Raw genomic sequence first — 17,792 nt, 5'->3', positions numbered from 1 at the left:
GTGACTCCGGGTTGAGTGTCTTGCGTTGACTGATACTGGATGCGTTGTTGGCTCAGTTGTTGGTTAGTTCACGTCCACGAGCACGCGGCCGCGCAACCTGCCTTCGAGCATGTCCTGCGCCGCGCCGCAAACGTCGTCGAGCGCAACGGTGCGGGTCGTGATGCCTTCGAGCATCGACATCGGCAGGTCGGCGACGATGCGCTTCCACGCCTTCACGCGATCCTTCGCGGGCAGCATCACGGAGTCCACGCCGATCAGCTTCACGCCGCGCAGGATGAACGGCATGACGGTGGTCGGCAGGTCCGCGCCGCCTGCGAGGCCGCACGCGGCGACTACGCCGCCGTAGTTCATCTCGGCGAGCACGCGAGCGAGCACTTTGGAGCCGACGGTGTCGATGGCCGCGGCCCAGCGCTGCGCCTCGAGCGCGCGCGGCGCTTCGCTCCATTGCGGGCTGTCGATCACGTCGCTGGCGCCGAGGCGCTTGACGTAGTCGTGCTTGTCGGGATTGCCGGTGAGGGCGCCGACCGTGTAGCCGAGACGCGCGAGAATCGCGACGGCCACGCTGCCCACGCCGCCTGCTGCGCCTGTGACAAGCACGGGACCGCTGGCGGGCGTGATGCCCGCTTCTTCGAGCGCGTTCACGCAGAGCATGCCGGTGAAGCCCGCCGTGCCAATCATCATGGCCTGCCGGGTGCTGAGCCCATCGGGCAGCGGCACGAGCCATTCGCCGCGCACGCGTTGATACTGGCTATAGCCGCCCCAGTATTTCTCGCCCACGCTCCAGCCGGTCAGCACGACCTGCTGGCCCACGCGAAGAGCGGGATTCGAGGTTTCGACAACGGTGCCCGCGAAGTCGATGCCGGGCACGAGCGGCCAGCTCTTGACGATCTTGCCGCTGCCGGTCACAGCGAGCGCATCCTTGAAATTGAGGGTCGAGAAGTCGATCTTGACGAGCGTGTCTTGCTGGGGAAGTGCGTCTAGCGAAAGCGTTTCGATGGTGGCCAGCGTCTGCCTGTCTTCTTCTCGCAGCACCATCGCCTTGAATGGCTTGTCGATCATTGCGTCTCTCTTGAGTTTTTTGATGAGGGGGATTCAGCGCAAGCGGATAATGGTCGACTTTAGTTCGGTGTACTTTTCAAGTGCGTACAATGACTTGTCGCGGCCATTGCCCGACTGTTTGTAGCCGCCGAACGGGAAGCACATCTCTCCACCTTCGTTGTAGCAGTTGACCCAGACCGTGCCCGCACGCAGTTGCCTCGACACCTCGTGAACGGTGTTGACGTTCGCGGACCAGACGGCCGCGGCGAGACCGTAGTGCGTGTCGTTGGCGATCTCGACGGCTTCTTCCACCGAATCGAACGCGATCACCGATAACACCGGACCGAAGATCTCTTCGCGAGCCACCTTCGCGTGCGGCGCGACTTCGAACACGGTGGGTTCGACATAAAAGCCGCCCGACTGCTGCTTCACACGAGCGCCACCCGCGACGAGCCTGCCTTCACTGCGCCCGGCCTCGATGTACCCGAGCACGCGCGCAAGCTGGGCCTGGTCGACGATCGCGCCCATCGCGACCGAAGGATCGAGCGGATTGCCGGGCTCGTATAGACGCGCGACGCTCAGCAGCCGGTCGAGCAGCGCGTCCTTGATCTTGCGATGAACCAGCAGGCGCGAACCCGCCGTGCAGACCTCGCCCATGTTGTAGAAGATCGCATTGGCGGCGGCTTGTGCGGCTCGATCGAGATCGGCACAGTCGGGCAGCACGATGTTCGGCGACTTGCCGCCGAGTTCGAGCCACACGCGCTTGAGATTCGATTGCGCGGCGCACTGCATGATCTGCTTGCCGACCGCGGTCGACCCTGTAAACGCGACGCAATCGACGTCGTCGTGCAGCGCCAGCTGTTTGCCCGGCAGACCGCCGCCCGTAACGACGTTGAAGACGCCGCGCGGCACGCCCGCTTCGATCGCCAGTTGCGCGACGCGAATGGCGGTGAGCGGCGACTTCTCCGAAGGCTTCAACACGACGCTGTTGCCCGCGGCCAGCGCCGGGGCGAACTTCCACGCCGCCATGAGCAGCGGGAAGTTCCAGGGCACGATGGCCGCCACGACGCCAACCGGCTCGTGCGTCACGAGCCCGACGAACGTTTCGGGCGCCGGTGCGACTGCGCCGCCGATCTTGTCGATCGTTTCCGCGAACCATTCGATGCAGTAGGCCGATTCGGGAATGTCGAAGGCGGTCGTGTCGCGAATCGGCTTGCCGGAGTCCACCGTTTCGAGGAGCGCGATTTCGTCGGCATGGGCGCGGATCAGACTAGCCCACCGCATCAGCACCGACTTGCGCTCGCGTGGTGCGAGGCCCGACCAGCACCGGTTCTTGAAGGTCCGGCGCGCCGCCGACACGGCGCGATCGACGTCGGCGCCGTCGCAGTCGGCAACCTGCGTCAAGACTTTGCCGTCGATGGGGCTGATGCAGTCGAATGTCCGGCCGCTTTGCGCCCACTGCAGCTCGCCGTCGATCAAGGCACGCCCCTCGTACGCGAGACCCGCCGCGAGCGCGATCCAGTCCGAAAACGCTTTCTGAACCATTCCATTTCTCCGTATGGGCAAGGGCGACGTGCGTGCACGTCGCGTCGTCCAGGCCGCGATCAGTTGACGTCGCCGTGCGCTTCGAGCACGCTTTTCAGTGTCTCGACCATCCAGTCGATCTCGTCGCGCGAGAGAATGAGCGGCGGCGACATCTGGATCAGCGGCGTTCCTTCGTGATCGACGGCTGCGCGGCAGAGCAGGCCAGCGCGGAACAGCGCGGGCGAGAGCACGCGCGAGACGAACTCGCTCGACGCGATGCTCGCGGACCACGTGCGCTTTGTCTTGTCGGTGACGAGTTCGAGCGAATAGTGATAGCCGTCGCCGCGCAGATCGCCGACGAGCGGATGATCGAGCAAGGTCGCAAGACGTGATCGAAAGTAATCCTGATTATTTCGCACGTTCTCCAGCACGCCCTCGCGTTCCATGATCTGGAGATTCGCGAGCGCAGCCGCGCATGCAGCCGGATGGCCGCCATACGTGAGACCGTGCAGGAACATCTGCTGCGGGCCTTCGAGCACGGTGTTGACGATGGCATCGGTGGCGATCAGCCCGCCGAGCGGCACGTGGCCCGAGCCAATCCCCTTCGCGAACGTGATGATGTCGGGCTCGAAACCATAGCGCGTCGAGCCGAACCATTCACCGAGACGGCCGAAGCCGCAGATCACTTCGTCGGCCACGAGCAGAACGCCGTGGCGGTCGCAGATGCGCCGCAAGCCCTCGGCGTAACCGGCCGGCGGCGTCAGGCTGCCGCCCGCGTTTTGCAGCGGCTCCACGAAGATGCCGGCCACCGTATCGGGGCCTTCCTGGACGATCAGCGATTCGATTTCCTCCAGCAGGAATGCGGTGAACTGCGCCTCGGTCTCCTCGATCGGGCGGCGGTAGCGCTTTGTGTTCGATACATGGCGCACACCCGGCATCAGGGGCTCGAAGGTCTTGCGGAAGTTCGTCATGCCGTTCAGCGAGAGCGCGCCGTAGCTCGTGCCGTGATACGAAACGCGCCGCGCGATGAACTTCGTCTTCGCGTGGTCGCCGCGCGCGATGTGATACTGGCGTGCGAGCTTGATGGCCGATTCATTCGATTCCGAGCCGCTCGACGTGAAAAACACGCGGTTCAGGCCAGCGGGTGCCAGCGACGCGACCTTGGCGGCGAGTCGGATCGCCGGTTCGTGCGCATAGCTCCAGTTGCTGAAGTAGGGCAACTGGCTCATCTGCCGCTGGACCGCGGCGCCAATTTCATTGCCGTGGCTATAGCCGATCTGCACGCAGAACAGTCCGGCGAGCCCGTCGAGATAGCGATTGCCCGCGCTGTCGTAGACCCAGCAGCCTTCGCCACGGGCCATGATCGGCACGTTGGCGTCGCGGTAGTACTGGTTATGCGTGAAATGCATGAGCAGATGCTTCTTCGCGAGCGCTTCGAGTTCAGCGGTTTCGGACGAGCGCGACAGGATTTTTTCGTTTGCGTTCATGGAATCACCTCGATTGGGAAGGGCGATGAGTGCTCAGAAGCAGGCGTTGGCTTCTTCGTATTCTTCGATGCGCGGTGCGGGGCGGCGAAAGCCGCGTGTGAGCCACAAGAGCTGGCAAAGGCCGACGGCGAGCCAGATCAGACCGACGCGAAATGTCGTGGCGGAAAGACTTGTCCAGAGCCACACGGTCAACAGGAAACCGACGACGGGCACGACGCCGTAGCGCAGCAGATTGGCCGCGCCGCGCAGGCGCAAGGTGCCAAGGTGATGCCGGGTCATCGAGAGGTTCACGAACGAGAAGGCGACGAGCGCACCGAAGCTGATCATCGTGGAGGCGAGATCGAGGCTGATCGCGAGCGCCGAAAGCGAGAGCACGCTCACCGCGACGGTGGCCGAAACCGGCGTGCCAAAGCGCACGCTCCGGCGGCCGAAGATGCTGCGCGGCAGCACGCCGTCGCGGCCCATTGCGAAGAGGATGCGCGTCACGCTGGCCTGGGACGCCATCGCGCACGCAAAGCAGCCTGCCACGTACACGGCGGTGAAGAACGCGCTGAGCAGATGACCGCCGACGTGCTCCATGAGTTCGAGGCTGGCCGAATCGGCGTCCTTGAACGACTTCCAGTCCGGCAGCGCAAGCTGGCTCAAATACGCGAGGAAGATGAACAGGAGGCCGCTGATGAGCGTGCAGAGGATGATCGCTTTGGGAAGCAGACGCTGCGGATCACGGGTTTCTTCGGACAGCGTGGAGACCGCGTCGAAGCCGAGGAACGAAAGACACAGCGTAGCGGCGCCCATGAAGAGACCGTTGGCGTTCATGCCGTGCTCAAAGAACGGGCTCACATAGGATACCGAAGCACTGGCGGATATCGACTTGACCGACGCGACCACGAACACGGCGATGAACACGACTTGGACGCCGATCAGCGCGAAGTTGGCCTTCGTCACGAGCTTGATGCCGAGCACGTTGAGCGCGAGCACCGCTCCGATGCAGCCGACGATCCAGACGGGCGACGGCACCCCCGGAAAGTACTGGGACATGTAGATGCCGATGACGAGATAGCAGATCATCGGCATGAAGAGGTAGTCGAGCAGCAGGGCCCAGCCCACCATGAACCCGACATTGCCGCCGAATGCCTTGCGCGCATAGGCATAGGCCGAACCGGCGACGGGCAGGGCGGCGCCCATGCGGCCATAGCTGTATGCGGTGAAGAGCATGGTGATGAGCGTGACGACGTAGGCGGCGGGAAGATGGCCGCCGGTGGTCTGGGTCACGATGCCGTACGTCGTGAACACGGTCAGTGGAACCATGTAGGCGAGGCCGAAGAACAATAGCGAGGGCAGGCCCAGAACCCGGGCCATCCGCGTATCCGTGGGGTTCTGGGTTGCTTGCTGGCTGGAACCGAACTCATCGAGCGGCGGGCTTTTCACTGCGACGTCATTCATGATGTGCACCTCGGTTTGATAGGCGGCTGTGTCGGGAAGAGAACGGCACCTGCTTGCAATCGACTCGATCTGGGACACATTGTTGGCGCCCAAAAATGCTTCGAGGAGGCGGAAAGACGACAAAAGAGGGGATAGTGCGCACCGCCCCGGGAATGACCTGGTGCGGGGCTGGTGGAGGAGGCTGGGTTGGCGGGAGGGGGAAAGCGGGCACGCTTCGGTAGCCTGAAAGGCTAGCCGAGCGCAAACGCAGCGTACTCCAGTGTGTCCCCCGTGCGTTTGCTGAATGGCGAAAGCCGATTGCGCCGCGATCGCCCGTTACGCGCGGAGAAACGGCGGCCACCACACCGACGGCGGTGCGGTGAGATGAATGAAGTGACCGCACGGCACGACTCTAAAACGCGCTGCCGGGCACAGCGTCGCCCGTCGACGGCGCTCGGCGTCGATGTCGAGCATCGGATCGGCGGCACCGACCACTACGCGCACGCGCTGCGCAACGTGTGGGACAGTTGCTGGCAGCGCACGTGACCACGCGTCGCCGATAACCGCATCGAATACATCGCGATCGAATGCACTACGGCGCGACATCCGTGGGTCGTGACACCATTGCACCGGCGCCATGAACGGCAGCGCCAGCACGCGTTCGATTTCGTCGACCAGCACCCTAAGCCGTGCGAGTTCCGGGCGCTCCTGAAATGCCGCTAATGCTGTCGTCAAGTGCATCGCATCGTCCGCGCTCATGTTGAGCGACATAGCGAACCGTACGCATGCCGCGCCGACATCATGAATCGGCGCAAGCAGCACGATTGTGCCGAGCACGTCCGGCATTCTTTCGGCCAGTGCGAGCGCAAGCGTCGCTCCAAACGCGTGCGCCACCACATCGACCGGACCGCTCCCGCGCTGCGCAAGCAGTCGCACTTCTGCCTGGGCTGCGCCGACGAGCGCGCTGAACGGGCTCGGGTACAGGACGACCGATCGTGGCTGATCCCACCAGTGGATCGGCAGTGATCGGCCATAGTGCGCGCGTTCGAATGCGGCCGAACCGCCGGGGCCGCCGTGCAGAAAAAGCGTAGGCGCGTCGCCGTACATGGCTTTCTCCGTTCGCTGCTGCGATAGGCAAAGCCTGGCGCACGCGCCACCCGCGCGCCCATAGTCAATTTGAATCATGGAAGCGCGCGGGCGGGAAACCTAGCCTAGTACATACACGACCGCGTCGTGTGCATCGCCCGAATCAATCGTCCAGGGGGAATCCATCATGAAGCGCTCTTCCACACAATTTCGCATGGTGTTGACGGCCATCGCGGGCGCGGTTGCCGTTTGCGCGTGTGGCGGTGGCAGCGACAGTTCACCGTCCGCTACGCCGGCTGCATCCGTTCAGGGCACAGTCGCCAGTGGCGCTGCGATCGCCAATGCAAACGTTACGGCCACCGACGTCAATGGCAAGACCGCCAGCACGACTGCCGGCGCGGATGGCACCTATACGCTGAAAGTCGGGCAGTTGAACGCGCCGGTCGTGGTGGTCGCCACCGATCCGCAGGGGCGCAGCGATCCGCTCGTGTCGGTCATCGCGGCGCTGCCGGCCGCTGGGACGTCGTCGACGGTCAACGTCACCACGCTGACGACCGCGATCGGCGACCTGCTGACCGCGAGCGGCAACGCGCTCGATCTGACCACGCCAGCCACGCTCGGCGCGAACGTCCAGGTGGCTGCGGTGCAGAAGGCATCGGGCACGCTCAACAGCGCGCTGGCCGACATCCTGCAGCAGAACGGGCTGTCGACGGCGAGCTTCGACGCGATCTCCACACCATTCACGGCGAACCAGACCGGAGCGGATGCGGTGATCGATTCGGTGCAACTGCTGAGCAACGGCAGCGGCACGACGCTCGTGTCGAATGGCTCGCCCGCGCAGGGCGTGCTGCTCAACGCCCAGACCGCAGCGCCGTCCACGCCACTCGCCTCTGCGCCCGTCGCCGCGAACTATCTCGGCTTTATGTCGGGCCTGCTTCAATCATGCCTCTCGGCGCAGGTCTCGCAACGCAGCACGAACGCATCGTGCGCAGCCGCTTTCGACGCACACTACACCGACAACGGCTATACGAGCATCGACGACTACGTCGGCGCGTTTCAGCTCGCGACATCGGTTGGCGCAAGCGTCGGTCAGCCCGTGACGTTGCAGTTCTTCAAAGACGCCAGCAACGTGCAGTCGGCGCTCGTGCGGATTCCGTACACGCTCACCGACGGCACGCAGGGCACGTTCGTCACGACCGTTCACGCGCTTGCCGCGCCCGTCACGCTGCCGGACGGCAGCACCGCGTCCTGGAGCATTGTTGGCAACCAGCTCAAGTACGATGCGCGAACCGAATCGCGTATCACGTTGCGCACGTTCCTCGATTCGTTCGCGGATAGCACCGGCAGTGCGGACGTGAGCCATTACGATGCCGGCATGTCCTTCGTCTTCAATCCCGCTGGGCCGAACGCGTCGACCGTCAACGCCGTCCAGGTCACCGGGCCGGGCTTGCCGAGCGGCGGATTGTTCCTGTTCCGCTCGTCTGCCTGTGGCACTGCTAACTATCTCGCGATTCCTGGCACGAAACCCGCGACCTTACCGCCGACCAGCAGCTTCACCGTGTCGAGCGATACGAACGAATATCGGTGGTCATGGCAGAACGTGGCCGGCACTTCGCCGAATTTCAGTCCGCCGTCGAAGTATTTCTGGGACACGTCGCAACTCGATCCGTCGAGCGTACCGTTCTATCCGCAGTACACGTTTGCCTTGTTTGACGCGAGCGGCAATTCGCTTGATTCCTTTACGGTCACGAGCGCAACCCCGGTCGTAAGCGCAAACCTCGGCGCGACGACGCCGTGGGCGACGATCGGTCAGGACGTCGTTGCGAACTTTCTGACGCCCGGCGGCTCGGCGGCCAACGCCGCAGCAAGCGCGAGCGTCGACTGGACACCGAACGCCGATGCGCCGCCGATGATCGGCGTAGCCGTGCTCACACTCGGCAATTCGGCGTCAGGTATCGACGGCTTCACGTCGGTCCAGGGCAACGCCACCTCGGCCACGGTGACTGCTGGCGTCGACACGACGGGCGCGCAAACCTGCGCAGGCTCGCAGTTCCTGCCACTTGTGGACGGCAACTACCGGATCGTGCAGTTGCGCGCAAAGAGCGCGAACGGCATCCGGTTCTTCCAGAACGTGACCTATCGCAACGGTGCATCGGCGCCTAATGCGTCCTGAAGGCCTTCATCGCCGGGCGGCGGGCAGGGGCCGCTCTTGCGCAGGCGAGGGGGCGGGGCCGTCGTTCCGCCCCGCCGGCGCCGCGCGCTCGATGCGCTGCGCAACGGCGTAAAAGATGGCGGATAGGGCACCAACGTCGCTTCCGCATGTTTCAATCCTGAAACGTTTTTGCTGTGTATCGCTCTCCAACATGCGAGCCATGCCGCTGCGATAAGGGTTCGCACGCAACTTGCAGGACTTTCGGCTTACCTATATCGAGCCCGTCGACGGTACACGCCGTCTGTCGAGCCCCGAACCTGAGAGCCGATGTCCGCCACCGCCATCTTCCGGACAGCGATGGACGCAGTCCGTACCCTGTCGGACCCCGATCCGCCGTGGGCGGCGTTGCTCGACGCTGCCCGCGGGCTGCTTGGCGCCGACGCAGCCAGCCTGATGATCTTCAGCGCCGAATACGAGCTCACGGTGCTGCGCCAGCAGGGGCTCGACGCTGCAACGGAGCAGGATTACCGCGATCACTACGCACAGGACGACCCGATTGTGCGGGCGGCTCGGGATTCGTCGACGTGCGCCTGGCTGGACAGCAACCGCTTGCGCACCAGGCCGGACGCAAATCGGCACCCGTTCTACAACGAATATCTGTCGAATCATCGTATCGGTCAGGTGCTCGCGTGCGAGCTGGTCGTCAACAACGAAATACGGGCCGGCATCAGCTTCCTGCGCACAACGTCGCCTGCGACGCCGCGCAGCGGCGATCGTGAAGTGCAGGTCGATCGCTTCGTGCGTGCGTTGTCGCAGGCTATCCGCGATCGTTCACGCGCATTGCAGGCGCGCATGGATTCGCTCGACACGGGCCTCGCCCCTTTTGGCGACGCGATGCTACTGATTGCACCGTCGGCGACCATCCTGATGCGGACCGCCAACGCTACCGAGCTGCTCGTCGAAGGCCACCTGCTGAGTCCGACTGATCGCACGCTTACGCACCCGCATCCGGCGCTCGCCGCGGGTCTGCGGCGAGCGATTGCCCGCACGCATGCTGAACAACGGGCTGTGACGTTTTCCGTGCCCACCTCGTGGGGCGAAGGACTGAGGCTCGACATCGCGCCGGCTCCGGTCGCGTTCACGTTCGCGAGCGAGTCGACACTGATCGTGAGAATCCGCAAGAACAGCGCATTCACCATGCCAGGGCTCGACGAACTGGCCTCGTTCTTTTCGCTGACGCCGGCCGAAGCGCGCGTGCTGGCCGCGCTAGTCAGCGGCCATTCGCCGGGCGAATATGCGGACGCGACGGGGGTTGCGATCGCAACGGTACGCAACCAGATCAGTTCGCTGATGAGAAAGATGTCGTGCAGCCGGCAGTCCGAACTCGTGCGGCTCGGCACGCTGCTGTTCTGAGATTAATATTCCATTTGCGACGACTCACTGGCTCTCAATCCGATTTCAGTTGCCATTTACTGGGCAACTCCGCAAAGCAATGAAAGACTCGAACAACAACCCGGTAGCACTGCAAGAAACACCCATTCGCCGATACGGACTGGGCTGTGTGGCGCTTGGCTGGCTTTGCCTGTGCGGTATGTTCGCAGGCTACTCGTTTCTTGCCTGCTCACAGGCATGGATCGACTCGCCTTGGGCGAGCTATGGAGATCTCGCCCATGAAACGCGCAATGTGTTCGCCTTGATGCTGGTTGCGTCCGTCGGCCTTGCCATCGCCGCCATCAACTTGCGACGCCGGCTGGCGGGGGTTCTTCTATTGCTTGTTTCCGCAACGATTGGCCTGTGGGGTGCCGCCATGAACGTGATGACCGCATTGGCTGGACACGGCTATCCGTATTTCGACTTTTGAACCTCATGCTTCGGCGATACGCCGACGTCGCAATTAGCAAAAAACCTCACCCCCCGCCTTGTTCGCGCAATTCGCGCGGCCCTTTCCCTGTCCATCGTTTGAGCGCACGCCGAAAGTTGGCCGTGTCGCTGAAGTCCAGCAACATCGCAATATCGTCGGTGCTCATCGGCGTGGTCTTGAGATATTCGAGCGCGAGGGAGCGGCGCACGTCATCCAGGATGGCCAGAAATGAGGTTTCCTCCGCCAGCAGGCGCCGACGCAGCGTGCGTGTGGTCATGTGCATGGCGTGCGCAACTTCGTCCATGCCCGGGAAGACGCCGGGCTTGCCCATCAGGATCTGGTACACCTCGCCGGATACGCCGGTGGAGGTTTTCGCCTGTCCGATCAGGCGCTCGCAAGTGTCCTGAAGCAGCGCGGCAGTCAGTTTGTGCGCCAGTTGCGGCTTCTGGTCGAGAATCGCACCGTCATAGACCAGTTCGCATTGCGCCTCGTCGAAGAAACATTCGCAGCCCAGATACTGCCGATAAAGATCGGCGTGCGGCGGAGCCGGGTAGGAAAAGCTGGCCTTGATGGGCGGGCAGCCCCGACCGGCCACGTCCTGCAAATGGGTGACGTGCTGCATGTACTGCTGCTCGAGGATGAACGGGCCGAGTTCGCGCGAAGGGCTTGAAATAAAGGCATCCGGGAACGTCCAGACCATTTTGCCTGGGTACTCGGTCCATTCGATCGTGACCGTGGGGGTGGCGAGCCGGTGGTATTTCGCGCCCAGTTTGAAGTATTCGCGCAGTGACAGGCAGGACATCAGCGCGTAGCCGTACATGCCATAGGCGGACAGATGCAGGCGGCTGCCCACCTTGAAGGGCGTGGCCGAGTCGCTCGACAACGTGATGGCGTTCCTGCAAACCGTGGCGTACTGACCGATCGACGTCATGACCGACGCGTCGTAGATCTCGTCGACGCCAACGCCCGAGCCCTTGAGGCTCTCCTGCGGCGAGATGCCCTGTTCCGACAACACCTCGACGAGCGCAGCGATCTTGTACGGCGCATACAGGCGTTCATTCAGCGGTGGACGGGTCGATGTCATGTCAAAGCCTGAAATTGTCCCCGAGGGATCGCTGGTTGTCCGAAAATGACCTTATTGGCGCGATGCTACCGGAATACCATGATGCTCACAAGACGCATCCGGGTCGCGCCTCACGAGGGCGCCCGGCGGCTTTTCAATCAGGAGACAAGATGAGCGAGTTGGGCCGCAAGGTCATCATTTCGTGCGCCGTCACCGGCGCCACGCATGTTCCGTCCATGTCCGAGCATCTGCCGATTACGCCCGCGCAGATTCGCGACCAGGCGATCGAAGCGGCGCGTGCCGGCGCGGCGATCATCCACCTGCACGCGCGCCATCCCGAAGATGGCCGACCGACACCGGACCCCAGGGTATTCGCCGAATTCGTCCCGGAAATCTCCCGGGCGACCGATGCCGTCATCAACATCACGACGGGCGGCAGCACGCGCATGACGCTGGAAGAGCGCCTGGCTTACCCGCGTTTGCTCAAGCCCGAAATGTGCTCGCTGAACATGGGGTCGATGAACTTCTCGATCCATCCGCTCGCGCAAAAGATTGCGTCGTGGCGCTACGGCTGGGAAAAGGACTACGTGGAAGGCATGGAGGACATGATCTTCCGGAACACGTTCCGCGACATCAAGTCGATCATGCTCGAACTGGGTGAGCACGGCACGCGCTTCGAGTTCGAGTGCTACGACCTGGGCCATCTGTATAACCTCGCGCACTTCGTGGATGAAGGCCTGGTGAAGCCGCCATTCTTTATCCAGTCGGTGTTCGGCATTCTGGGCGGTATGGGCCCGGACCCGGAGAACATGGCCGTCATGCGCTCGACCGCGGATCGGCTGTTCGGTCGCGCGAACTATCAGTTCTCGGTGCTGGGCGCGGGACGCCACCAGCTTTCCCTCGTGACGATGGCGGCCATCATGGGCGGCAACGTGCGCGTGGGGCTCGAGGACAGTGTGTATCTCGCGAAGGGCGTCAAAGCCGAATCGAATGCGCAGCAAGTCGCGAAGATCCGCAGAATTCTGGAGGAGCTTTCGTTTGAGATTGCGACTCCGGCCGAAGCGCGCGCGATGCTGGGTCTGAAGGGAACGGAAACGGTATCCTTCGACGCCGCGCTGGCGTAAGCAAGAGCAGTAAAACGGGCGCTTGTTGCGTCCATCCCCACAACGACAAGAAAACCGCTTCATCAGGAGACACGACCATGACAGGCGCTTCAGGCATCGAAAGCGCTGATGCATTGCATCGGCTGGCGACACGCAGGGCGATGGCGCGACTCATACCGTTGATGTGCGCCATCTACTTCATGTCCTTTCTCGACCGCACCAACGTTGCGCTTGCGAAGGCGCAACTCGCGATCGATGTGGGCGTCAATGCCGCCGCTTATGGGCTTGGCGCGGGCATTTTCTTTATCGGCTATGCGCTGCTCGAAGTGCCGAGCAATCTCGCCGCGCACCGCTTCGGGCCGCGCCGCTGGATCGCCCGCATTGCCGTGACGTGGGGCGTGCTGTCGACGCTCATGATGTTCGTGCAGGGTCCGTGGTCGTTCTACGTGCTGCGTGTGCTGCTTGGCATCGCCGAGGCCGGTCTTTTTCCGGCGCTGATGTACATGGTGACCTTGTGGTTCGCGCCCGAGGATCGTCCGGTCGTGGTCGGCTGGATTTATACGGCGCCTTCGCTTGCGCTGGTGATCGGGAGTCCGGTGGGCGGCGCGCTGATGCAGCTTGGCGGTCTCGCCGGGCTGCACGGCTGGCAATGGATGTTCATGATCGAGGGGGTGCCCAGCATCCTCGTCGGCGTGCTGCTCTACTTCAAGCTGCCCGACCGGCCCGCCGATGCGCGTTGGCTCTCGGCGCAGCAGGCCGCCGCGCTACAGTCTCGCGCGATTGCCGATGCGCATGACCACGCCGTGCTGAGCTCGACGGACTGGATCGCCGCGATCAAGCGGCCCAGCACGGTGATGATCGGCCTCATCTACTTCCTGAACCAGGTGGCATTCGTGGGTCTGTACTTCTTCGCGCCCGCCATCATTCACCAAATGAACGTGAATTCGCCGTTTATCGTGGGCGTGCTTTCCGGGAGCGTGGGGCTGGGCTTTCTGCTTGGCGTGCTCGTGCTGCCACGCATCCACCGTCGGTTGTCGAAGGATTGCGCTTATCTGGGCTGGCTGACGGCTGGCACGATCGTAGGCGCCTGCGCTTACCTGCACGCGGATAGCCCGGCGGCGCGCATCGCTTGCCTCGCGATCACGTCGTTCTTCGGCGGAGGCGTGCTGCCTTCGTACTGGTCGATCGCGATGAAGCGCCTGCAAGGCATTCAGGCCGCGGCGGGCCTCGCCTTCATCAACACGCTGGGTCTGCTGGGCGGGTTCGCGGGACCGTATCTGTTCGGGCTGGCGGAGACGGCATCGGGCCGTAGCGACGCCGGCTTTACCGTGATTATCGTGGCATCGGTCGCGGGTCTCCTGCTCGTGCCGCTGCTCGCGAAAGCGATTCGCAGCGACAACCGTATGCCGTCGATCCCGGTGCAGACCGCAGAAATGAATCGTTGAAATTGAATCGACGCGACTGAGATGGAAACAAGGAATCAGGCAATGAGATTGAAGGGCAAGGTGGCGATCGTCACGGGAGCAGGACAGGGGATCGGCGCGGCAACCGCGCTCAAGTTCGCGCGCGAAGGCGCGAGCATCGCGGTTTGCGATCTGAATGCAGAGGCGGTGGGAGTCGTGGAAAGCGCCTGCCGCGAGGTGGGCGTGCAGGCCCATGGCTATGTGCTCGACATCGCGAATCGCGATGCGGTTGTCGCGATGATCGGGGATGTGATCGCGCGGCATGGACGTATCGATGTGCTGGTGAACAATGCCGGTATCACCCGCGATGCGCGCCTTCAGAAGATGACGCTCAAGCAGTTCGACGATGTGATCGATGTGAATTTGCGCGCCGTATTCACGGTGACGCAGGCCGTGGCCGACATCATGGTCGAACAGCGTGCGGGCGTGGTGCTGAACGCGAGTTCGGTGGTGGGCCTCTATGGCAACTATGGGCAGACGAACTATGCTGCCTCGAAGTTCGGCGTGATTGGTTTCACCAAAACATGGAGTCGCGAGCTGGGGCCGAAGGGCGTGCGTGTGAATGCGGTCGCGCCGGGTTTCATCGATACACCGATCCTGTCGACCATGCCCGACGAGGTGCTGCAGAAGATGCGCGAACAGGTGCCGCTCGGGCGGCTCGGCCATGCCGAGGAAGTGGCGAACGTGTACGCATTCCTCGCGAGCGACGAGGCAAGCTACATCAACGGCGCGGTGCTGGAGGTGACGGGCGGCTTGACGCTGTGAGCGGGGTGGGCCTGCTGTTGCATGAAATGAGTGACCAGAACAAGTGAGGTAATCGATGAGCGTAGTGGATCTTTTGAAGCCGAGACCCGGTTTGCGGGTGCTCATCTCCGGCGCGGCGGCCGGCATTGGCGCGGCGATGGCGGACGCGTTTCTCGAAGCCGGGGCGCAGGTCTATATCTGCGACGTAGACCCCGCCGCCGTCGAGCAGGCGAAGTTGCGGCGTCCCGCGCTGCACGGGAGCGTGGCGGACGTGTCGAAGCGCGAGCAGGTGGACCGTGTTGTCGACGAGGCGGCTAAATTTCTCGGCGGCCTGGACGTGCTCGTCAACAACGCGGGCATCGCGGGGCCGACGGGCAATGTCGAGGACCTCGATCCCGAGCAGTGGGAACGCACGGTTTCCACCAATCTGGACAGTCAGTTCTATTTCCTCCATCGCGCTGTGCCGGTGCTCAAGCAAACGTCGGACTGTGCGAGCATCATCGCGCTGTCTTCGGTGGCGGGACGGCTGGGCTACGCGTTCAGAACGCCCTATGCCTCGACCAAATGGGCGATCGTTGGGCTCGTCAAATCGCTGGCGGTCGAACTCGGCCCGAGCGATATTCGCGTCAATGCGATTTTGCCCGGCGTAGTGGAGGGCGAGCGGATGGATCGCGTGATTGCCGCGCGTGCCGATGCACTCGGTATCCCCTTCGAGTCGATGCGCGAGGAATACCTGAAGAAGATCTCGCTACGACGCATGGTCACGGTTGAAGACATCAGCGCGATGGCCCTGTTTCTGGCTTCACCCGCAGGCCGCAACATTACCGGGCAGGCGATCAGCGTGGACGGCAACGTAGAGTATCTGTGAGGTTGCTGGCGGCGCGGCGAAGGACGAACAAAGCGCGGGAGCGAAGCGTCGCCAATCCCGGACAAGTTCGTTCCCGCCGCGCGCCGCCAGGGCGCTAGCGTGCCGTATCGGTGATCGCGCTATAGACCAGCGTGCGCAACTGGCGCCGTATGGGATGAGCCGATGAAGGCAGCAGTTGAGTCAGGAACAGCCCGATCAACTCCTCTTGCGGATCGACCCAGAAGAAGGTGCTCGCCGCGCCGCCCCAAAAGAAGTCGCCCGCGCTGCCAGGGATCAGCGTATCGGCCACGCGCAGCGTGGTCGCAAAGCCAAGCCCGAAGCCCACACCGGCGTAGTTCGCTTCGCTGAACATCGAGCGTGACAGACGCGGCAAGTCCACGCCGCCCGGCAAATGGTTGGCCACCATCAGCGCAATCGTCTTGGGCGACAAGAGGCGCACGCCATCCAGCTCGCCGCCATCGAGCAGCATCCGCGCGAAGCGCATGTAGTCCGCCGCCGTGGACACCAGACCGCCGCCGCCAGACAGGAACACCGGCGGCTCCAGGAAGGCGCTCGTCTGCGGATCGTCCTGCAATATCGGGCTGCTGTCCGCGATGGACTTCGAACCCAGCGCGCCAATCGCATAGCAGGCGCAGAATCGGCCCGCTTTGTGCCGGGGTACGTGGAAGTCGGTATCGACCATGCCCAGCGGCTCGAAGATGCACTCTTTCAGGAAGACGTCGAGCGGTTTACCGCTGATCTTCGCGACCAGATAGCCCAGCACGTCCGTGGCGACCGAGTAATTCCAGGCGTCGCCAGGCGAAAATTCCAGCGGAAGCTTGCCGAGCTTCGCCACCATTTCCTCCAGCGTGTGCTCGACGACCAGGTCGCCGATCCCGAACTTGCGATAGGCGGCATCGACATTGCTGTTCTGCTGAAAGCCATACGTGAGTCCCGCGGTATGGCGCATCAGGTCGACGATCTGCATGGGGCGCGCGGGCTGGCGGACCTGAAACGAATCCAGATAACCGCCCGCAAAGACGCCGATATCCTGCCACTCCGGAATGTATTTGCTGACCGGATCATCGAGCGCGATCTTGCACGCCTCGACAAGCATCATGATGGCCACCGAGGTGACGGGCTTGGTCATCGAATAGATGCGGAAGATCGCGTCGTCGGTCATGGGCAACTGACGCTCGCGATCGCGCTGGCCGAGCGTGGCGTTGAGCGCTAGTTCGCCTCGCCGCCATACCTGGATCACGGCGCCCGGCAATTTCCCCGGCGTCACATAGGTCTCGTCGAAAAAATGCTCGATGCGGGAAAGCCGCTCGCGCGACATTCCGTGTGTGCTGTTGTCCTCGTTCCGCATATCGTCCTCTTTGCGTCCTCTTGGTGGGTGGGTCCGGTTCGATCGCCAACGCTGCGACTGCCAACGGCAATCCCTATGATATCCACATAATGGATGATTGTTCGCATATATGATTGATTTGACAGATAAAGAGGCGATCGATAACTTACCAGGGCAAAGAACGAACCATCGCTTTGCATCGGCAAATTCGCTTTTCTGCCCCGGGTTTGCCGCCTGAATACTTCACTCCGCAATTCAAACAATATGGCGATCATCGAACGCATCGAAACCCGTCTTGTCGATCTGCCGACAATTCGCCCCCACAAGCTTTCTGTGGCGACGATGTACGGCCAGACCCTGATGCTCGTGAAGGTGTTTTGCAGCGATGGCGTGGTCGGCATCGGTGAAGGCACCACGATTGCGGGTATGGCTTACGGCCCGGAAAGCCCGGAAGCGATGAAGGTGGCGATCGACACGTACTTCGCGCCGGCCATGATCGGGCAGGACGCTACGCGCATCCAGGCGCTGATGGCGCATTTGGGCAAGCTCGTGAAGGTCAATCACTTCTCGAAGAGTGCGCTTGAAACCGCGCTGCTCGACGCCCAGGGCAAGCGCCTGGGCGTGCCGGTGAGCGAGTTGCTGGGTGGCCGTCGC

At 63.1% G+C, this 17,792-nt stretch carries 14 protein-coding genes and 1 pseudogene; 8 read left to right on the top strand and 7 right to left on the bottom strand.

What is annotated here, in order from left to right; translation table 11 throughout:
* Window positions 1-63: 63 nt before the first annotated feature.
* The 5 genes from U5782_RS24345 to U5782_RS24325 all read right to left on the bottom strand — a co-directional run bounded on the left by U5782_RS24345 (window position 64) and on the right by U5782_RS24325 (window position 6,578).
* Window positions 64-1,059 carry an MDR family oxidoreductase gene (locus U5782_RS24345; protein WP_322046446.1) on the bottom strand — a complete coding sequence of 332 codons (996 nt, stop codon included), beginning with the start codon at window positions 1,057-1,059 and terminating at the stop codon, window positions 64-66.
* 33 nt (window positions 1,060-1,092) lie between these two features.
* Window positions 1,093-2,583, bottom strand: coding sequence for an aldehyde dehydrogenase (locus U5782_RS24340; RefSeq protein WP_322046445.1), 1,491 nt, complete (start codon window positions 2,581-2,583; stop codon window positions 1,093-1,095).
* A 59-nt stretch (window positions 2,584-2,642) separates the two neighbouring features.
* A complete protein-coding gene (locus tag U5782_RS24335; protein ID WP_322046444.1) occupies window positions 2,643-4,049 on the bottom strand; it encodes an aspartate aminotransferase family protein in 1,407 nt (468 codons plus the stop codon).
* Window positions 4,050-4,082: 33 nt separating this feature from the next.
* Window positions 4,083-5,492 carry an APC family permease gene (locus U5782_RS24330; RefSeq protein WP_322046443.1) on the bottom strand — a complete coding sequence of 470 codons (1,410 nt, stop codon included), beginning with the start codon at window positions 5,490-5,492 and terminating at the stop codon, window positions 4,083-4,085.
* A 315-nt stretch (window positions 5,493-5,807) separates the two neighbouring features.
* Window positions 5,808-6,578 (bottom strand): alpha/beta hydrolase, encoded by a 771-nt coding sequence (locus U5782_RS24325; RefSeq protein WP_322046442.1) that lies wholly within the window; start codon window positions 6,576-6,578, stop codon window positions 5,808-5,810.
* Between the two features lie 166 nt (window positions 6,579-6,744).
* Here U5782_RS24325 and U5782_RS24320 point away from each other — a divergent pair, with 166 nt between their 5' ends.
* The 3 genes from U5782_RS24320 (at window position 6,745) to U5782_RS24310 (ending at window position 10,570) form a co-directional block, all read left to right on the top strand.
* The gene (locus tag U5782_RS24320) at window positions 6,745-8,730 is read left to right on the top strand and encodes a carboxypeptidase-like regulatory domain-containing protein (RefSeq protein ID WP_322046441.1); all 1,986 of its coding nucleotides are present in this window, start codon (window positions 6,745-6,747) and stop codon (window positions 8,728-8,730) included.
* 306 nt (window positions 8,731-9,036) lie between these two features.
* Entirely contained in the window at window positions 9,037-10,122 is a 1,086-nt protein-coding gene (locus U5782_RS24315) for a helix-turn-helix transcriptional regulator (RefSeq protein ID WP_322046440.1), read from the top strand.
* Window positions 10,123-10,201: 79 nt separating this feature from the next.
* A complete protein-coding gene (locus U5782_RS24310; protein ID WP_322046439.1) occupies window positions 10,202-10,570 on the top strand; it encodes a hypothetical protein in 369 nt (122 codons plus the stop codon).
* Between the two features lie 46 nt (window positions 10,571-10,616).
* On the opposite strand, the gene U5782_RS24305 is transcribed toward U5782_RS24310, so the two are convergent.
* Window positions 10,617-11,654, bottom strand: coding sequence for an AraC family transcriptional regulator (locus U5782_RS24305; protein WP_322046438.1), 1,038 nt, complete (start codon window positions 11,652-11,654; stop codon window positions 10,617-10,619).
* Between the two features lie 149 nt (window positions 11,655-11,803).
* On the opposite strand from U5782_RS24305, the gene U5782_RS24300 reads away from it, so the two are divergent.
* The 4 genes from U5782_RS24300 (at window position 11,804) to U5782_RS24285 (ending at window position 15,811) form a co-directional block, all read left to right on the top strand.
* Entirely contained in the window at window positions 11,804-12,757 is a 954-nt protein-coding gene (locus U5782_RS24300; protein WP_322046437.1) for a 3-keto-5-aminohexanoate cleavage protein, read from the top strand.
* 77 nt (window positions 12,758-12,834) lie between these two features.
* Window positions 12,835-14,181 (top strand): MFS transporter, encoded by a 1,347-nt coding sequence (locus U5782_RS24295; protein ID WP_322046436.1) that lies wholly within the window; start codon window positions 12,835-12,837, stop codon window positions 14,179-14,181.
* A 42-nt stretch (window positions 14,182-14,223) separates the two neighbouring features.
* On the top strand, window positions 14,224-14,964 hold the full coding sequence (fabG, locus tag U5782_RS24290; protein WP_322046435.1) for a 3-oxoacyl-[acyl-carrier-protein] reductase: 741 nt from the start codon (window positions 14,224-14,226) through the stop codon (window positions 14,962-14,964).
* 55 nt (window positions 14,965-15,019) lie between these two features.
* Entirely contained in the window at window positions 15,020-15,811 is a 792-nt protein-coding gene (locus U5782_RS24285) for an SDR family oxidoreductase (RefSeq protein ID WP_322046434.1), read from the top strand.
* Window positions 15,812-15,905: 94 nt separating this feature from the next.
* Here U5782_RS24285 and U5782_RS24280 read toward each other — a convergent pair whose 3' ends face one another.
* Complete coding sequence (locus U5782_RS24280; protein WP_322046433.1) at window positions 15,906-17,159, bottom strand: serine hydrolase domain-containing protein; 1,254 nt, start codon at window positions 17,157-17,159, stop codon at window positions 15,906-15,908.
* Window positions 17,160-17,402: 243 nt separating this feature from the next.
* Here U5782_RS24280 and U5782_RS24275 point away from each other — a divergent pair.
* Window positions 17,403-17,792, top strand: a pseudogene (locus U5782_RS24275) (muconate cycloisomerase); the annotation flags it as partial.

Source organism: Paraburkholderia sp. J67, from assembly GCF_905220265.1.
Lineage (GTDB): Bacteria > Pseudomonadota > Gammaproteobacteria > Burkholderiales > Burkholderiaceae > Paraburkholderia.
Note: the sequence above shows the minus strand (reverse complement) of the source record. Positions and strands in the feature narration are given on the sequence as shown.